15 protein-coding genes are annotated in these 14,671 nt (G+C 45.4%); 6 read left to right on the top strand and 9 right to left on the bottom strand.

Going from position 1 to position 14,671, the window contains the following annotated elements; translation table 11 throughout:
• The 6 genes from ACEW8S_RS16615 to ACEW8S_RS16590 all read right to left on the bottom strand — a co-directional run.
• Positions 1-1,374, bottom strand: a 1,374-nt coding sequence (locus tag ACEW8S_RS16615; protein WP_373519238.1) for a sensor histidine kinase, incomplete at its 3' end; no start/stop codon positions are given.
• Positions 1,375-1,385: 11 nt separating this feature from the next.
• Positions 1,386-2,069: a response regulator transcription factor gene (locus tag ACEW8S_RS16610; protein WP_373519237.1), complete on the bottom strand. Its 684-nt coding sequence runs from the start codon at positions 2,067-2,069 to the stop codon at positions 1,386-1,388.
• A 166-nt stretch (positions 2,070-2,235) separates the two neighbouring features.
• Complete coding sequence (locus tag ACEW8S_RS16605) at positions 2,236-2,883, bottom strand: MCP four helix bundle domain-containing protein (RefSeq protein ID WP_373519236.1); 648 nt, start codon at positions 2,881-2,883, stop codon at positions 2,236-2,238.
• A complete protein-coding gene (locus ACEW8S_RS16600) occupies positions 2,884-3,246 on the bottom strand; it encodes a hypothetical protein (protein WP_373519235.1) in 363 nt (120 codons plus the stop codon).
• Between the two features lie 656 nt (positions 3,247-3,902).
• A complete protein-coding gene (locus ACEW8S_RS16595; RefSeq protein WP_373519234.1) occupies positions 3,903-4,751 on the bottom strand; it encodes a sterol desaturase family protein in 849 nt (282 codons plus the stop codon).
• 173 nt (positions 4,752-4,924) lie between these two features.
• Entirely contained in the window at positions 4,925-5,425 is a 501-nt protein-coding gene (locus tag ACEW8S_RS16590; RefSeq protein WP_373519233.1) for a YkgJ family cysteine cluster protein, read from the bottom strand.
• A 223-nt stretch (positions 5,426-5,648) separates the two neighbouring features.
• On the opposite strand from ACEW8S_RS16590, the gene ACEW8S_RS16585 reads away from it, so the two are divergent.
• Together ACEW8S_RS16585 and ACEW8S_RS16580 are read left to right on the top strand one after the other, a co-directional pair.
• Positions 5,649-6,350 carry a class I SAM-dependent methyltransferase gene (locus ACEW8S_RS16585; protein ID WP_373519239.1) on the top strand — a complete coding sequence of 234 codons (702 nt, stop codon included), beginning with the start codon at positions 5,649-5,651 and terminating at the stop codon, positions 6,348-6,350.
• Between the two features lie 72 nt (positions 6,351-6,422).
• Entirely contained in the window at positions 6,423-7,349 is a 927-nt protein-coding gene (locus ACEW8S_RS16580; protein WP_373519232.1) for a hypothetical protein, read from the top strand.
• A 21-nt stretch (positions 7,350-7,370) separates the two neighbouring features.
• Here the strand turns inward: ACEW8S_RS16580 and ACEW8S_RS16575 are convergent, their stop codons facing one another.
• Positions 7,371-8,018 (bottom strand): 7-carboxy-7-deazaguanine synthase QueE, encoded by a 648-nt coding sequence (locus tag ACEW8S_RS16575; RefSeq protein ID WP_373519231.1) that lies wholly within the window; start codon positions 8,016-8,018, stop codon positions 7,371-7,373.
• A gap of 114 nt (positions 8,019-8,132) precedes the next feature.
• On the opposite strand from ACEW8S_RS16575, the gene ACEW8S_RS16570 reads away from it, so the two are divergent.
• The 4 genes from ACEW8S_RS16570 to ACEW8S_RS16555 all read left to right on the top strand — a co-directional run bounded on the left by ACEW8S_RS16570 (position 8,133) and on the right by ACEW8S_RS16555 (position 11,926).
• Positions 8,133-9,635: a helicase HerA-like domain-containing protein gene (locus tag ACEW8S_RS16570; protein WP_373519230.1), complete on the top strand. Its 1,503-nt coding sequence runs from the start codon at positions 8,133-8,135 to the stop codon at positions 9,633-9,635.
• Between the two features lie 51 nt (positions 9,636-9,686).
• Positions 9,687-10,235, top strand: a complete 549-nt coding sequence (locus tag ACEW8S_RS16565; RefSeq protein WP_373519229.1) for a hypothetical protein — start codon at positions 9,687-9,689, stop codon at positions 10,233-10,235.
• Positions 10,236-10,302: 67 nt separating this feature from the next.
• On the top strand, positions 10,303-11,277 hold the full coding sequence (locus ACEW8S_RS16560; protein ID WP_373519228.1) for a YitT family protein: 975 nt from the start codon (positions 10,303-10,305) through the stop codon (positions 11,275-11,277).
• 223 nt (positions 11,278-11,500) lie between these two features.
• The gene (locus ACEW8S_RS16555) at positions 11,501-11,926 is read left to right on the top strand and encodes a VOC family protein (protein WP_373519227.1); all 426 of its coding nucleotides are present in this window, start codon (positions 11,501-11,503) and stop codon (positions 11,924-11,926) included.
• Between the two features lie 2 nt (positions 11,927-11,928).
• On the opposite strand, the gene ACEW8S_RS16550 is transcribed toward ACEW8S_RS16555, so the two are convergent.
• The gene (locus tag ACEW8S_RS16550) at positions 11,929-12,900 is read right to left on the bottom strand and encodes an aldo/keto reductase (RefSeq protein ID WP_373519226.1); all 972 of its coding nucleotides are present in this window, start codon (positions 12,898-12,900) and stop codon (positions 11,929-11,931) included.
• Between the two features lie 75 nt (positions 12,901-12,975).
• A complete protein-coding gene (locus ACEW8S_RS16545; protein WP_373519225.1) occupies positions 12,976-14,400 on the bottom strand; it encodes a Gfo/Idh/MocA family protein in 1,425 nt (474 codons plus the stop codon).
• Positions 14,401-14,671: the final 271 nt, after the last annotated feature.

Raw genomic sequence — 14,671 nt, 5'->3', positions numbered from 1 at the left:
AAGCCGTTTTGCCCGATTCGGTAGTTTGATCTTAACTATGGTTCCTTTGCCTATTTGTGATGAAACGCGTATCTCGCCGGAATGAAGTTTTACGATCCTATAGGCCAAGGGAAGTCCGAAACCAAAACCTTCGAGATCACGTACATTGGATCCCCTGTAGAATGGTTCGAAGATGTTTTTTAACTCATCGGGGGGGATACCGATACCTTGATCGGTGATTATCAAAAGTATTCGATCGGCCTCTGTCAGCAGCTTCAGGGTGACCGTATTGTTATCCGAAAATTTGCAGGCGTTCTCCAAAATATTATGCAGGGCTACTTTAAGCAGCGTCTCGCTTCCCGATAGGGTAAGTGCGCTTTCGTCATCGGGCAGTTGGTCGAAATCGAGTTTTATCCTGTTTTTGGGGATGGCCACATCCAAATTTTGCTTGATATCGATGATAATCTGATCCAAACGGATGGCATCGATGACCAGGCCTTTAGAATCAAAATCCGTCATTGCAAGTTTTAACAAGCCATTTACCAAGGTATCAAGTCTTGAAGCTTCAAGCTCTATGTTCTTCAGGGTCGAACGATACTCTTTTATCGTCCTTTTTTTGTTCATGGCGATCTCGGTCTGACCCAGTATAGCGGTCAAGGGATTTCTTAGCTCATGGGAGGCATTGTTTATGAAATTGCTCTGAAGGTCAAAGGAAATCTGCAGCCTGTCTAACATACTGTTGAAGGTACGCGTCAACTCCGCAAGTTCATCCTTGCCTTTTACTTTATCCAATCTGAGATCAAGGTTTTCGGCCCGAATGGAATTCACCTTGTCGATAATCTTGAAGATAGGGCTCAACGCCTGTTTTGCATAGTACCTACCAAAAATGGAAATAAAGACCAAACTCACAAAAAATGCCCCGATAAGGATATTCCGAAGATTCTCCACTTTTCCAACGCCATAAAGGTCCCTTGCGGACAATACCACTATAAAATCACCTTCGTTATCATGGTACAATAGGCCGGTATAATAGTATTCGCCCTGTTTGATCTCCGCATATCGCCTGTCGAATACCTTTTGAAAAAACGATGGCGGAAGGTGGTTGTCGAAATAGGTCAGCGGCTCTTTCTTTTCGGCATCCACAGGGTAGATCACTTCTTTTTCATCGGGCAGGGTCTGTAGATGTCGAATACGTATACCGTCATAGATATCGATGTTTATCTCGTCTTCTTCGAGGTAGGCCTCTGCGGCAATGGTGGCCCTTTGGCTCAGGCGTAGATAGAACTCGCTTTCGGTGTAGTTTTTTGAAAAATAGTAGATCAACAAGAATATCACGATTTGGAACAGCCCTGTCAATAGTATGAAAATGAAGGTTATTTTTGATCTCAATTTCATAGGGCTGCCAATTAACCTTTGATGACATACCCCATGCCGATGACGGTTTCTATCACCTTGTTCGTATGGTTCTTATCGATCTTGTTCCTTAAATAGTTTACGTAGACGTCGACGACGTTGGTGCCCAGATTGAAATTGATGTCCCAAACGTTTTCAAGAATATCGATACGGCTGAGTACCTTGTTCTTGTTCTTGAGCATGAATTCCAACAGTCTGAATTCGGTAGCGGTCAATTTGATTTCCTCGCCCGCCCTTTTTACAGTCTTCGCATCGCTATTCAGTTCGAGGTCATATACGCTCAGTTTTTGGTCTGGTAGGACTTTGCTTCCATTTCTTCTTGACAAGGCCCTAATCCTTGCCAAAAGCTCCTTGAACTTGAATGGTTTTGCCAGATAGTCGTCAGCACCGGAATCCAGTCCCTGTACCAGATTCTCGGTCGTTCCGAGGGCGGTCAGCATAATAATGGGCAGGTTCTGATAGCCGAGGCCCCGAATGGTCCTGGCAACGGCTTTCCCGTCCATCCCGGGTAAGATAACATCCAAGATGACAAGGTCTATTTGCTTTTGTCCCAGCAATTCTATTCCGCTTCGGCCTTCGTAGGCCAAAAAAACATCGTAGCCCGCCTCACTCAGTCCTTGCTTGATAAAGGCGGCCACGTTTTGCTCATCTTCGATAACGAGTACGCTCTTGGCCATAATGTCTGCACCTAAAGGTTTTTGGATTTTAGCGGTTCTTGAAAAACCACGAAGATAGACAATCGGTTTGAAGAAAGGGTCGCGGACTAGGTTAGAATGGCATTAGAATTTAGATCGGTCGAAATCCGTTCTTTGGTATAGATAAGTAAACATTCGGGTTTTAATATTACAACTTGCCCCAGCCGTTTTCTTCGACCCATAGCCGGTCCGGTTTTTCCCCATGAAAAATAATAAGTAGAAAAAGGACAGCGATGACAATCAAAAATGCGACCTCAAGTTGGGAGAGCAATTGGTTTATGTTCAACGATTTCTTGGAAATTTCGGTCATCAGGCGGCCTTCCGAAAGTTGTACCCCCGAGAGGCCGTCCAAATTTCCGCCAATTTTCTTTAGTAGGGTCAACTGTTCCTTGTTAGATTCCCTTCCCAGGACACCTTGATCAGCAACCAAGGCGTTCTCCAGGGCTTTCAGCTGCGTATGGTTATCTGTTAGCCGGTTGAAATGGACGGATTCGTCCCGCGTCAACCTTGTCTTTGAAAAACTTTCGAGGAGTTCTTCGATAGCAGCGTTATTGGTAACAACCGTATTTTTCCGCTGTATTGCAGACAACGACATCTCTTTTATATGAAAGAGGTTATTCAGACGATAAATATATCCCTGTGCAACCACACGGTCCTCAAAAATGGAATCTACCGTTTGCTCCAGATTGGAAAAATTCCTTTGGTTCAACCGATTCGAGGCAAGCACCAATAAAAAGGCCATGGCCAAGATAAAACCTGCATGAACGCGCTGTTTTGAAGTCAATTTTTTGGACATCTACCGTAGTTCTCCCGATGTAAGCGCGTCGTTCAAATCAGCCGATACAACGGTATGGCTGCCAAAAAAGCGTCCGCCATCGGCCCTTTTGATCTTTACCTTAACGGTACCGTTCTTTTTATCTACGGAGGTAACTTCGACCTTGTTTCCCTCGACGCTTTTATAATTGGCAATACCTCCCCTTTTAACAATAAAATTGAGCCTTGGGAAGTCGATGTGCTTGAAGCCCGCGGCATCGGGACTGCTGCCTATCTGAAATGTATCGCCCACTTGAACCTCTTGAGTGACTAATTCTGTCGCTTCCTGAGCGTTCAAACCAAGGGTCGCTGCCGTGAATAGAAATGTGAAAAATAATTGTCTCATAACTGTGTATTTAAGGCTACATATTCCCTTTTTTCCAAAACCAAGCTTCCGTATTTCATCAAAAATGGGTTAAGGGCCATCAAGGAACTTTGCGAACAATCTCCCTTGATCGGATTTTACATCCTAAAAGCAAAGTATATGCCATTGTTAATGACACATCCGAAATATAGATTACAAGTAACTGTATATCAGTAATTAACCGAAGGTTAAAACAAATTGTGCAGAAAATGGAATTGAGGAATTTCGCCCCGGTCGGGGAATTTTTACCCAGCGATTATTTTAATTTTTTGCGGAGTGTCTTACGGCCGATACATAAGATTTCGTCAGATTTGGTCTTATTCCCCCCATTTATTTCACAAACGTCCTAAAATTACCTCGGTGTATGACGTTTACCTTAGCTTTGTAGGTTTTTAGAAAGGTGTTAGGAATGTTTACCTTGGCTTTTTCGTTCCATTTGAATTCGTAGCCGGTAAGGGTTACCGACGTTTCTTCTACAAAGTCAGGCAAATCGGTCGAAGAAGGGAATTTTATGATCCATTTGACCTACCGGAATAGGCATTCACGTGAAACGGAGATAGACCTTAACTCCTTCGGACCTTTCCATCAGCTTTTCGTCTTCAATGAAGTTTTTATAAGAATTGCCGTTGATAGCATAACTATATGCCTCTTTGTGAAGTGGTCGCCTCCGTCGGCTTCCTATATTTATGAAACGGCTGTTTTAGCAATCCCGCAATACTGCCGTTCTCGACCTCATCGGGGAAGGTATCTACTCCATAAACGATAGCATCCCGATCATATTCCATATACGTACCGAGCAAGCGGTCCCAAATAGAAAAAATATTGCCATAATTTGAATCGGTGTAGGGCAGCACATAATGGTGGTGCACCTTGTGCATGTCGGGCGAAACGATGACCCAGCTTAAGGCCTTGTCCACCTTTTTCGGCAGTTTGATATTGGCATGGCTGAATTGGGTGGCCACCAATGATAGGGATTGGTAGAGAAACACGATACCGATAGGCGTGCCGATGATTAAGACTCCCACTAAGGTAAACGCAAACCGTATCAAGCTTTCTAATGGATGGTGTCGGTTTGCCGTGGTCGTATCGACATTGTGGTCGGTGTGGTGCACGAGATGGATCATCCAAAGTGGTTTTACCTTGTGCTCGACATAATGGGGGAGATATGCACCGACGAAATCCAGTAAGAGTGTTCCTAGAATCACATACAGCCAAAGCGGCATTTCGGGCAGCCAGTTGATGATACCGAAATCGTTAGTTGCGGTCCAATCCGCCGTTTTGAGCAGTAGAAAGGCCAAGGCGAAATTCACGAGAATTGTGGTGAAGGTAAAGAATAGGTTGGGCAGGGCATGTTTCCATTTTTTGTACTTGAACCTGAACAGGGGCACGGCGCCTTCTAAAATCCAAAAAAAGGTAATACCGCCGACTAAGATCAACGAACGGTGAAGCGAGGGAATGGTTTCAAAATAGTCGATGATGGTTTGCATGAGTCAGGGCTTAACGAATGTATCCTGCAAGGATATTTTAAAGATACAAATTCATATTCAAGTTTGAATTTCAAGTGTTTGATGCTCCGTGCTCGGTGCTCGGTGCTCGGTGCTCGGTGCTCGGTGCTCGGTGCTTAAAAGCAAAAACGTATAATTCTGAACCCATAACTTTTTTACTTCCCACGACCCACTCGTTCCTTCATCGCTTCCACAATATTGAAAGCTGCGGGACAGACCGCCACGTTCTTTAACGTCAGCTGCGAAATCTGCTGAAATTTCTTCCGGTCGGTATGGGGAAATTCACGGCAGGCCTTGGGGCGTACCTCGTAAATGGAGCAACGGTTATCGGCTCCCAAAAAAGTGCAGGGCACTTCTTGCAGCACGTAATCGTTGTCTTCGTCAATCCTTAGATGTTGTTGGATAAACACCTGCGGTTTCTGGCGAAAATGCTTGGCAATACGCTCGATATCGGCGTTCGTGAACAGCGGACCGGTGGTTTTACAGCAGTTAGCACACTTCAGGCAATCGGTACGTCCGAACTCCGATTCATGCAGCCCTTGCATGATATAATCCAGATTTTTGGGCGGCTTCGTTTTGAGATTTTTGAAGAACTTTTTGTTCTCGGCGTGCTTTTCCCCGGCTTTTTTGGGGAGTCGGTTTAGTATTTCGTCCATCCTATTTAATATCCATCCAAAATTAAGCAAGAAATATGGACTACCGAGTAGTTAATGCTTGGAAATGGGTAAAAAATAGGAATAACCGGTACCGATTACTACGTACGATACGCGCGAATCGATTCTGAACATTTAGCTAGATTCAGTGCTAAATTCGCAATACCGGACCTGGAAAAATTGAAATTTTCATACCTGCCACAAAAAGTCGATTTTTGTGCCTGCTATGGAAGATATCTTTGGAAATGCGTTGTTGGATTATCAAAGGGGATGCTATTCCGAGGATATCGTAACGTTTTCTTGTTTGGATGAAGAGGATACCATTCCCCTTCCGTATCTCTTCCGTGATTTTGTTGGGATGCCCCAAATCGAGCAAAAGGCATTAGGCCTTTGCAAGGGAAGCATTCTAGACATCGGATGCGGTGCAGGAAGCCACAGCCTCTACTTACAACAAGAAGGATTCGAGGTGACGGCGCTCGACAGCTCGAAAGGGGCTGTCGAAACTTGTCGTCTTCGGGGTGTTGCAAAGAGGATACACTCCGATATTCTCGATTTGAAGGATTATAGATTCGATACTTTACTGATGCTTATGAACGGTATCGGTATCGTAGGTCAGCTTGAAAACTTGGGTCGCTTTCTTATACATTTGAAGTCCCTTCTGAACCCTGGCGGCCAAATCCTCCTAGAATCCAGCGACATCATCTACATGTTCGATGAAGATGATGACGGTGGTCGGTGGGTACCGGATTCCGGTAATTATTATGGCGAAGTTCAGTTTACAATGCACTACAAAGGCCAGAAAAGCGAACCTTTTATTTGGCTATATCTGGATTATCGTACCTTAGAAGATGCGGCAACCATCTGCGATTTACACTGTGAAATTGTAAGAAAGGGGGAACATTACGACTATTTGGCGCGATTATGGTAATCCTAAACAATAAATAAAACGTACATACGGTCGAACGGATTTTTACGTTATGACTATAGAAAACACCATCTTATGAAAGAGAAATGCTTCCCATTAGTTTATCTTTTAGTAGTAGTATTTGCACTAGGATGCTCTAACGATAACGATGATATCAATCCCGAAAAGCCCATAGCCGTTGACAAAACACTCAATAGGCTGGGCACTGGAGACTCCGCCATCGACCTGCTTTCGAACAACACATATACCAATTTGCGTATCGAGATTGCCTACGTCGAAGGTTTTCGCCCGACCCAAGAGGCTATGGACGGGTTTGTCGCCTACTTAAAAGAACGCACTTTTAAGGAGAATATCGAACTTGTCTACAATGAACTGGCTTCTCCGGACGAAGAAAATTTGACCTTGGAGGAAATCGACGACCTTGAAAATGAAAATAGAACGGCCTATAGCAATGGGGATACGCTGGCCATCTATATTTATTTTTCGGATGCCCCTGCCGAAGACGACGATGAAGCGGAAGACCTTGTAACCCTAGGTGCCGTTTACCGGAATACCTCAATGATCATTCATGAAGCCACCGTACGCAAATTGGCCGACCAGAGTATTTTTATTTCCGATGCCGATGTCGAGAGTTCGACCTTGAACCATGAATTCGGACATCTCTTCGGATTGGTAAACTTGGGCATTGTACCCGTCAATGACCATGAAGATATTCAAACGGACGAGAGCGGAGAACCTATTTTAGATGACCAAGGCAACACCATGAGCAACAGCCATTGTAATGTAACTGGGTGCCTAATGAACGCTGAGCTAACGTTCGGTGGCCCATCATCAAAAAACACCTCGTTAACCGCAAAAAATGAAGACGGAATAAAGGCCGGATGCCGGTTGAGCGGCAAGAGTGTGCTTAAAATGTTGTCCTCCCAAACCGCTAAAGGGGGTTTGGCCCCCGATCTTGACAGCGAATGTATTCTTGACCTGCAAACCAACGGAGGGAGATAAAAAGTGATATGTTATAACTTCTTAAGGTATATTCAAATACTTATGGGTCTGCAATGACACCTTCCACTTGGGGTTTGCCATAACATAATCGACGATCATCGGCGTTACTTTATCCCGCACGCTCCATTCGGGCTGTAGATAGAGGATGCAATTTTTGTTTGTTTTAGCGGCTTCTTGCTCCGCGAAAATCAAATCGTGCTTGTTGTAGACGATGACCTTCAGCTCGTTTGCCTTATCGTAAATGCGTCCCTCCGGCAATTTATTTTTTTTGGGGGATAGGCAGATCCAGTCCCAAATTCCCGTTAAGGGATAGGCACCGGAAGTTTCTATATGGATGTTCAGGTTTTTGGCCTTTAACGCTTCCGTCAACGGATGCATATCCCACATTAAAGGCTCTCCGCCTGTGACCACGATGGTATCGGAATATTTTGCGGCATTCTCGACAATACTTTGTATCCCCGTCGGCGGATGGGTCTCGGCATTCCAGCTTTCCTTAACATCGCACCAATGGCAACCGACATCACAGCCGCCTAACCTAATAAAATAAGCAGCGGTACCCTGGTGGAAACCCTCGCCCTGAATGGTGTAGAATTCTTCCATCAATGGCAATAGCAATCCTTGGTCTACCAATACCGATACTTCGTTTGTCGAAACTTTAGATTCTACCATTGGGCAAAGATAGCGGTTGCAAAATCCAAATCACAATCTTCTAAACGCATAAACTCCTAAACTTATAAACTTATACACTCAAAAACTCTTATTTTTGAGCCAAAATGCACCAGAATGCCGACCAAAGAAGAATTCCGCAAACATATCGATGAGGGCTACGCCACCAAAGGTGATTTTATAGCTATGGGCGCAGCCATGCTTGACGGGGAAGCGGTTACGGACGCCCTCGTGAAAATTCCGCTAAAAACACTGAACCGACATGGACTCATTGCCGGGGCAACGGGTACGGGAAAGACGAAAACCTTGCAGGTACTGGCCGAAAACCTATCGGAGAAAGGTATACCTGTACTGTTGATGGATCTGAAAGGGGATTTGAGCGGACTCACGCAACCCAGCCCGGGTCATGCCAAAATTGATGAGCGCCATGCGCAGATAGGCATCCCTTTCGAGGCCAATAGCTTTCCCGTCGAAATGCTGTCCCTTTCCGAACAGGATGGTGTCAAACTAAGGGCAACCGTTTCGGAATTCGGACCCGTTCTGCTATCGCGTATCCTAGACCTATCGGGAACGCAACAAGGAATTGTCGCCGTCGTTTTCAAATATTGCGACGATAACAAATATCCGCTGCTGGATTTAAAGGATTTCAAGAAAGTGCTGCAATACGCCACAGGCGATGGAAAAGCGGAATTCGCCAAAGATTACGGACGCATTTCCACAAGTTCTACGGGCACCATCCTCAGAAAAATCATAGAACTGGAACAGCAGGGGGCCGAACTCTTTTTCGGTGAAAAATCTTTCGAGGTAAACGACCTTACCCGAATCGATGACCAGGGTAGAGGCTATATCAACATCCTAAGGTTGACCGATATACAGGACCGTCCTAAATTGTTTTCCACTTTTATGCTCAGCCTATTGGCTGAAATCTATGATACTTTTCCCGAACAGGGCGATAGCGACAGGCCCGAGCTCATCCTATTTATAGACGAAGCCCATCTTATCTTCAACGAAGCATCCAAAGCACTTTTAGATCAAATCGAGGGTATTGTGAAATTGATCCGTTCCAAAGGTATCGGAGTGTATTTTGTGACCCAAAATCCTACCGATGTGCCCAATGAGGTCCTGGCACAGCTCGGCCTGAAAGTACAGCACGCCCTTCGGGCTTTTACCGCCAGGGATCGGAAAGCCATAAAACTTACCGCTGAAAACTATCCTGAATCGGAATTCTACGATACTAAAGAAGTTTTGACCTCCTTAGGGATCGGCGAAGCCCTTATTTCGGCCTTGGACGAGAAAGGCCGGCCCACGCCCCTGGCCGCTACCCTACTCCGCGCGCCCATGAGCCGTATGGATTTGCTGACGGAAAAGGAACTCGCCACCGTTATCGACAGCTCGAAACTGGTCGAGAAATACGGCGAGGTCATCGACCGCGAAAGTGCTTATGAAATTTTGAACAAAAAGATGGAAAAGGCGGAAGCGATAGCGAAAGAGGAAGAGAGTAGACCGCAGGCCAGTACCCGAAGAGTCACTAGTAACCGAATGAACCCGGTCATCAAAGTTTTGACCAGTGCCACTTTTATTCGGGGCGTCCTGGGCGTTTTGAAGAAGGTTATGCGGTGAAAAAGTGGACAATTAATAGGTAGTTTTTTAAATAACCATTTACCAAATCCAATGAAGACCATAATCACCGTTTTATTTTTTATCCTTTTACTATTAGGATGCGAAAAAGAAATCGATACCACTTTTTTGATCACTAAAGATACGATCGGTAAACTCGATAAAATTAGTCTGGCCAGAGATCTCGATGTCATATATTCCAATGATTCGATTGTAAAGGATACCACCTACATCAACGCCTCGAACAACAGTAAAAAGATAAAAATTTTTGAAAAAGGCGGTAAGCAATTGTTGACGCTGACTCCGAATTCGGATAGCATTCCTACCATTGAGAACATAAGGATCGAAGATTCCCGCTTTGTAACCGATAAGGGTGTCGGCCTCAAGAGTACCTTTAAGGATATCAAGGATAATTATGAGATACGGAAGGTAATCACTTCGATGAACAACGTAGTGCTACTTTTGAAGGATAGTGATATTTATTTCACCATCAGCAAAGACCAGCTGCCTTCTAGCTTGCGGTATGCATCCAGTGTGAATATCGAGGCCGTACAGATTCCCGATGACGCCAAAATCAAGTATATGATGGTGGGGTGGGATTGAAAAAGCTCAAGTTCAAGTTCAAGTTAAAATCGTTTAATTTTCTAGGAAAAAATAATAAGCCGTTGCCATGAATTCACTTTTACAAAATATAGCAGTTTGGCGCGCAAAGCAAAGGCTTAAGGGCAAAAAAGACCCTAAAAAGCTACGAAAACGTTTACTTGTCAAAGAAATCCGCACCGCACAGGTGGAACTGGTGCATGCAGTCAAAGAAATTCTATTTATCGCCATCGGTGTGGCGGCCGCAGGGTTTGGCCTTAAAGGTTTTCTGTTGCCCAACCAGTTTATTGACGGCGGCGCTACCGGGGTATCCCTTTTAATACAGGTGAAATCGAATATTTCACTAGGTATTCTTTTAATCATGGTCAACTTGCCCTTTTTGATCTTGGGCACCCGCACCATAGGCAAAGCATTCGCCCTAAGAAGCATATTAGCTATTACGGCACTGGCGATTGTCGTACATTTTGTTCCGTACCCCATTATCACCGACGATAAACTTTTGATCGCGGTCTTTGGAGGGTTTTTTCTAGGTTTGGGCATCGGTATGGCGATGCGCGGCGGCAGTGTGATCGATGGTACTGAAGTGTTGGCCATCTACCTCAGTCGCAAATGGCATTTGACTATCGGCGATGTGCTGCTATTGATCAACATCGTTATATTTTCCGCCGGAGCCTATCTGCTTTCCATAGAAATCGCCCTATACGCCATACTCACCTATCTGGTCGCCGCCAAAACGGTCAATTATGTGGTAGACGGTGTCGAAGAGTATATCGGAGTAACCATTATTTCCCCTAAGAACGAGGAAATACGGGTGATGCTTACCGAAAAAATGGGAAGGGCCTGTACAATTTTTCAGGGAAGGCAAGGGTATAGTAAAAATGGCGATCAACGCAAGGATACAGAAATTGTCTATACCGTTATGACCCGCTTGGAACTGGCCAAGCTAAGTACCGAAATAGATAAAATCGACAAAAACGCTTTTATCGTTATGGGTGTCGTAAAGGATATTCAAGGCGGGATGATCAAGAAGAAGCCGATGAAATGATATTTCGTAATAAGGTGTATAGTCCATAACAAGATTACAATACACGTGCCCAACCAAAATTGTGCTATAGAGCTTAGGCGACTTTAGCTCGCCCAACAAATTTTTGATTTGTCAGCAAAAAATGCAGTTAAAAAAGGGAATAGACTTGGCTTGCCCTTGACGGAAAAGCAATCGCTTATAACCTGCATTTTTTTATTTAAAAATACGTTAAAACAACAAAGAAATGTCACAAGTAACTCCCTTCCACATCGCCATTCCCGTCTACAACCTAGCGGAATGCCGCACCTTTTACCGTGAAACTTTGAATTGCGAAGAAGGCCGAAGCAGCGACCATTGGGTCGATTTTAATCTGTTCGGCCATCAGTTGGTGATTCATTACAAGCCTAAAGGGGAAACCGGCGATTTACACTCCAACCCGGTAGACGGCCAAAACGTGCCGGTACCCCATTACGGTGTGGTGTTACCTTGGGAAACATTTCAGCCCTTCGCCGAAGAACTCAGAACGAAAGGAGTCAAATTTGTTATCGAACCCTATATTCGCTTTGAAGGACAGGTCGGCGAACAGGCGACCATGTTCTTTTTAGATCCTGCAGGAAATGCGTTGGAATTTAAGGCGTTTCGTGATATGGGGCAGTTATTTGCGAAATGACATCATTGCGACCAAGACGTTGGCTCCCTATCCCATCGGTGCTTTTTCAATTCTTCGTACAGCTCTGATGAAAGTCCCTTGCCATCACTGGTGGCCGTGTTGGCCTTGACGTGGTGCGCTTTGCGCATTCCTGGAATCATCGTGCCTACGGTCTTGTTCATGGAAATAAAACGCAAGGCCATTTCGGCCATGGTCATACCTTCGGGAACCAGCGGGCGTAAGGCATCGGCATGGTCGACGCTGGAATTCAGGTTTTCAGGCACGAAGTACGTTCCCCGCCAGTCCCCTTCGGGAAAGGTGGTCTCCTTGGTTATCTTTCCGGTCAACGTGCCTTCGTCGAAGGGAACCCTCGCTATTACGGCGATATTTCTTTCCTCGCACAACGGGAATAGTACGTCTTCGGGATTTTGATCGAAAATATTATAAATGACCTGTACGGCATCCAGCATTCCGGTTTTTAGGGCCTTGATTCCGTTTTCGGGCTCCCAGCGGTTGACGCTGATGCCCATGGCCGCAATTTTTCCAGCCTTTTTAAGATCTTCAATCGCCCGCTGCCATTCCTCGCGGTGCGACCAACCATCGTCCCAAGTGTGGAACTGCATTAGGTCGATACGCTCCATTCCCATATTTTTTAGGGTCTTTTCGGTGTATTCGATGATATGGTTCGTAGGATAGGAATCCTCAAATATACATTCCGGTTTTGCGGGCCATTCAAAATTTTTAGGGGGGATTTTGCTGGCCATAAATAGTTCTACATCGGGATGACGTCTACCTAGTTCGCCCAATAATTCTTCACTATGCCCTTCGCCATAGCCCCAGGCCGTATCGAAAAAGTTGACGCCGTTCTCCACGGCCAAATCCAAGGATTTGGCGGACTGCCGGTCGTCGGACTGCGTCCACCCCGCCATGCCCCACATGCCGTAGCCTATTTCACTTACTTGCCAATCGGTTCTACCGAATCTTCTGTATCGCATTTGATGTATTGATTACTGATTATGGATTACTTGTATTGACCTACTGCCAAGTACGATGCGTTCTGTTGGGCATACTCAAAATTCCCTGTATTCGGCATTCAAAAATTGGTTGGCTTCTTCTTCTTCAAATTTGGCCTTTTCGGCATCCCAATGAAGGGTTTGATTCGGAAAACGCCCCGCTATGGTGCCCAAAAGAATGGTTTCCGTCAATTTGCCCGCATACGAAAATGGTGCCGTGGTTTCAGCCTTGCCCAGACAGGCATCGACGAACTGATGGTAGTGTTTTGGCCCCTCGGATTCATAATTTCGGATAATTTCCCCCAAGTTGTTGGCTTTTGAAACTTCTTCGATTTCGGATGAAATATCCACGTATTTTCCCTTTACGATTTTTTGGGGCAGCTGCATAAAATGCGGCAACAATAAACGTCCTTTCTTACCGATGAACATGGCTCCCTGATCGGGCAGTTGGCCTTCGGCGGCGGTTTTTGCGTCCAGGGACATTTTATCTTCCACGCTTTGGGCCGCCCCTTCCTTTTTATCCGTTTGATTTGTCGCCCCTGGTAAAACAAGGTCTTCATGCGCCGGTGGCATACCGGGCCCATCGTACCATACCCATTTTAGGGTCTTTGCGGTATACGGTGTCTGCGGAAATTCATAGGTGACCGTATTGTTCTCGGGGTACCCAAATCCGTTAGGCTCACGGCAATCGTTCGTGATGGTCAAGGGAACATCCAATTCGAGGGCATTATAAGGCGTATCGAAAATATGTACTCCCATATCGCCCAAGGTACCGCAACCGTAATCTAACAACTTCCGCCAATTTCCGGGATGATAAAAGCCTTCTTTATAAGGGCGTTTCTTTGACGTACCTAACCAGAGGTTCCAATCCAGCTGATCCGGCACTGGATCCTCGCCGGTGGGCTCGGGGCCATTGTATCCCCAAGATTTAGGGGACCATGCGCGTACGGTATGTACTTTGCCTATGATTCCTGATTGAATCAACAAAGTGGCCAATTTATAGTCATAAAAGGAATGCACCTGAATGCCCATTTGGGTGACCAAATTCTTTTCTTTGGCCATTTTCATCATGTTTCGGGATTCTTCTACATAATGGGTCAAGGGTTTTTGGCAATACACGGGCTTATTTTTTTCCATGGCCAACAAAGATGCCGGTGCATGGGTGTGATCCGGGGTCGATACGATGACCGCATCTATCTCGTCACCCATCTCGTCAAACATCGCGCGATAGTCAAAAAATACTCTGGCATTGGGGTGAAGCTTGTGCGCTTTGGCAAGATTTATCGAATCTACATCGCACAGGGCGACCACGTCGACCGCATTATGCGACGAAATGGCCTTAAGGTCCTCACCGCCCATATTGCCGACACCGATGTGTGCCGTTCGCAAGCGTTTTTCCTGTGAAAAGGCCCAAGCGCCTGATGGTAATAAGGCAAAGGATGATACGGCGGCCGCGCTTTTTAGAAATTCCCTTTTGTTCATTTTCGTATGGTTTGAGTTATGGTGAAATTTTCATTTTTTTGGTAAAGTAAAATAGGATTTTTTTATGGGATTCCTGTGTTGTGGCTAAAATAACCATTTTTTATAGTTTTTCGTTACCTCGGTGTTATTCGTACCGCCAACTGGTCAAATCGGCCCCTTTGGGAGCACTATCGGCAATCCGTTTCATAATCTTGGGAACGTACATCGTATTATAACGCAGTCTAGTGATGGCGTTAGGCTGGTCGGGGTCGCCGTTCCAGCAGTGCTCGGC

This window comes from Pricia sp., assembly GCF_041745955.1.
Taxonomy (GTDB): domain Bacteria; phylum Bacteroidota; class Bacteroidia; order Flavobacteriales; family Flavobacteriaceae; genus Pricia.
The sequence above is the reverse complement of the archived record's forward strand: the minus strand, read 5'-3'. Positions and strand labels throughout refer to the sequence as shown.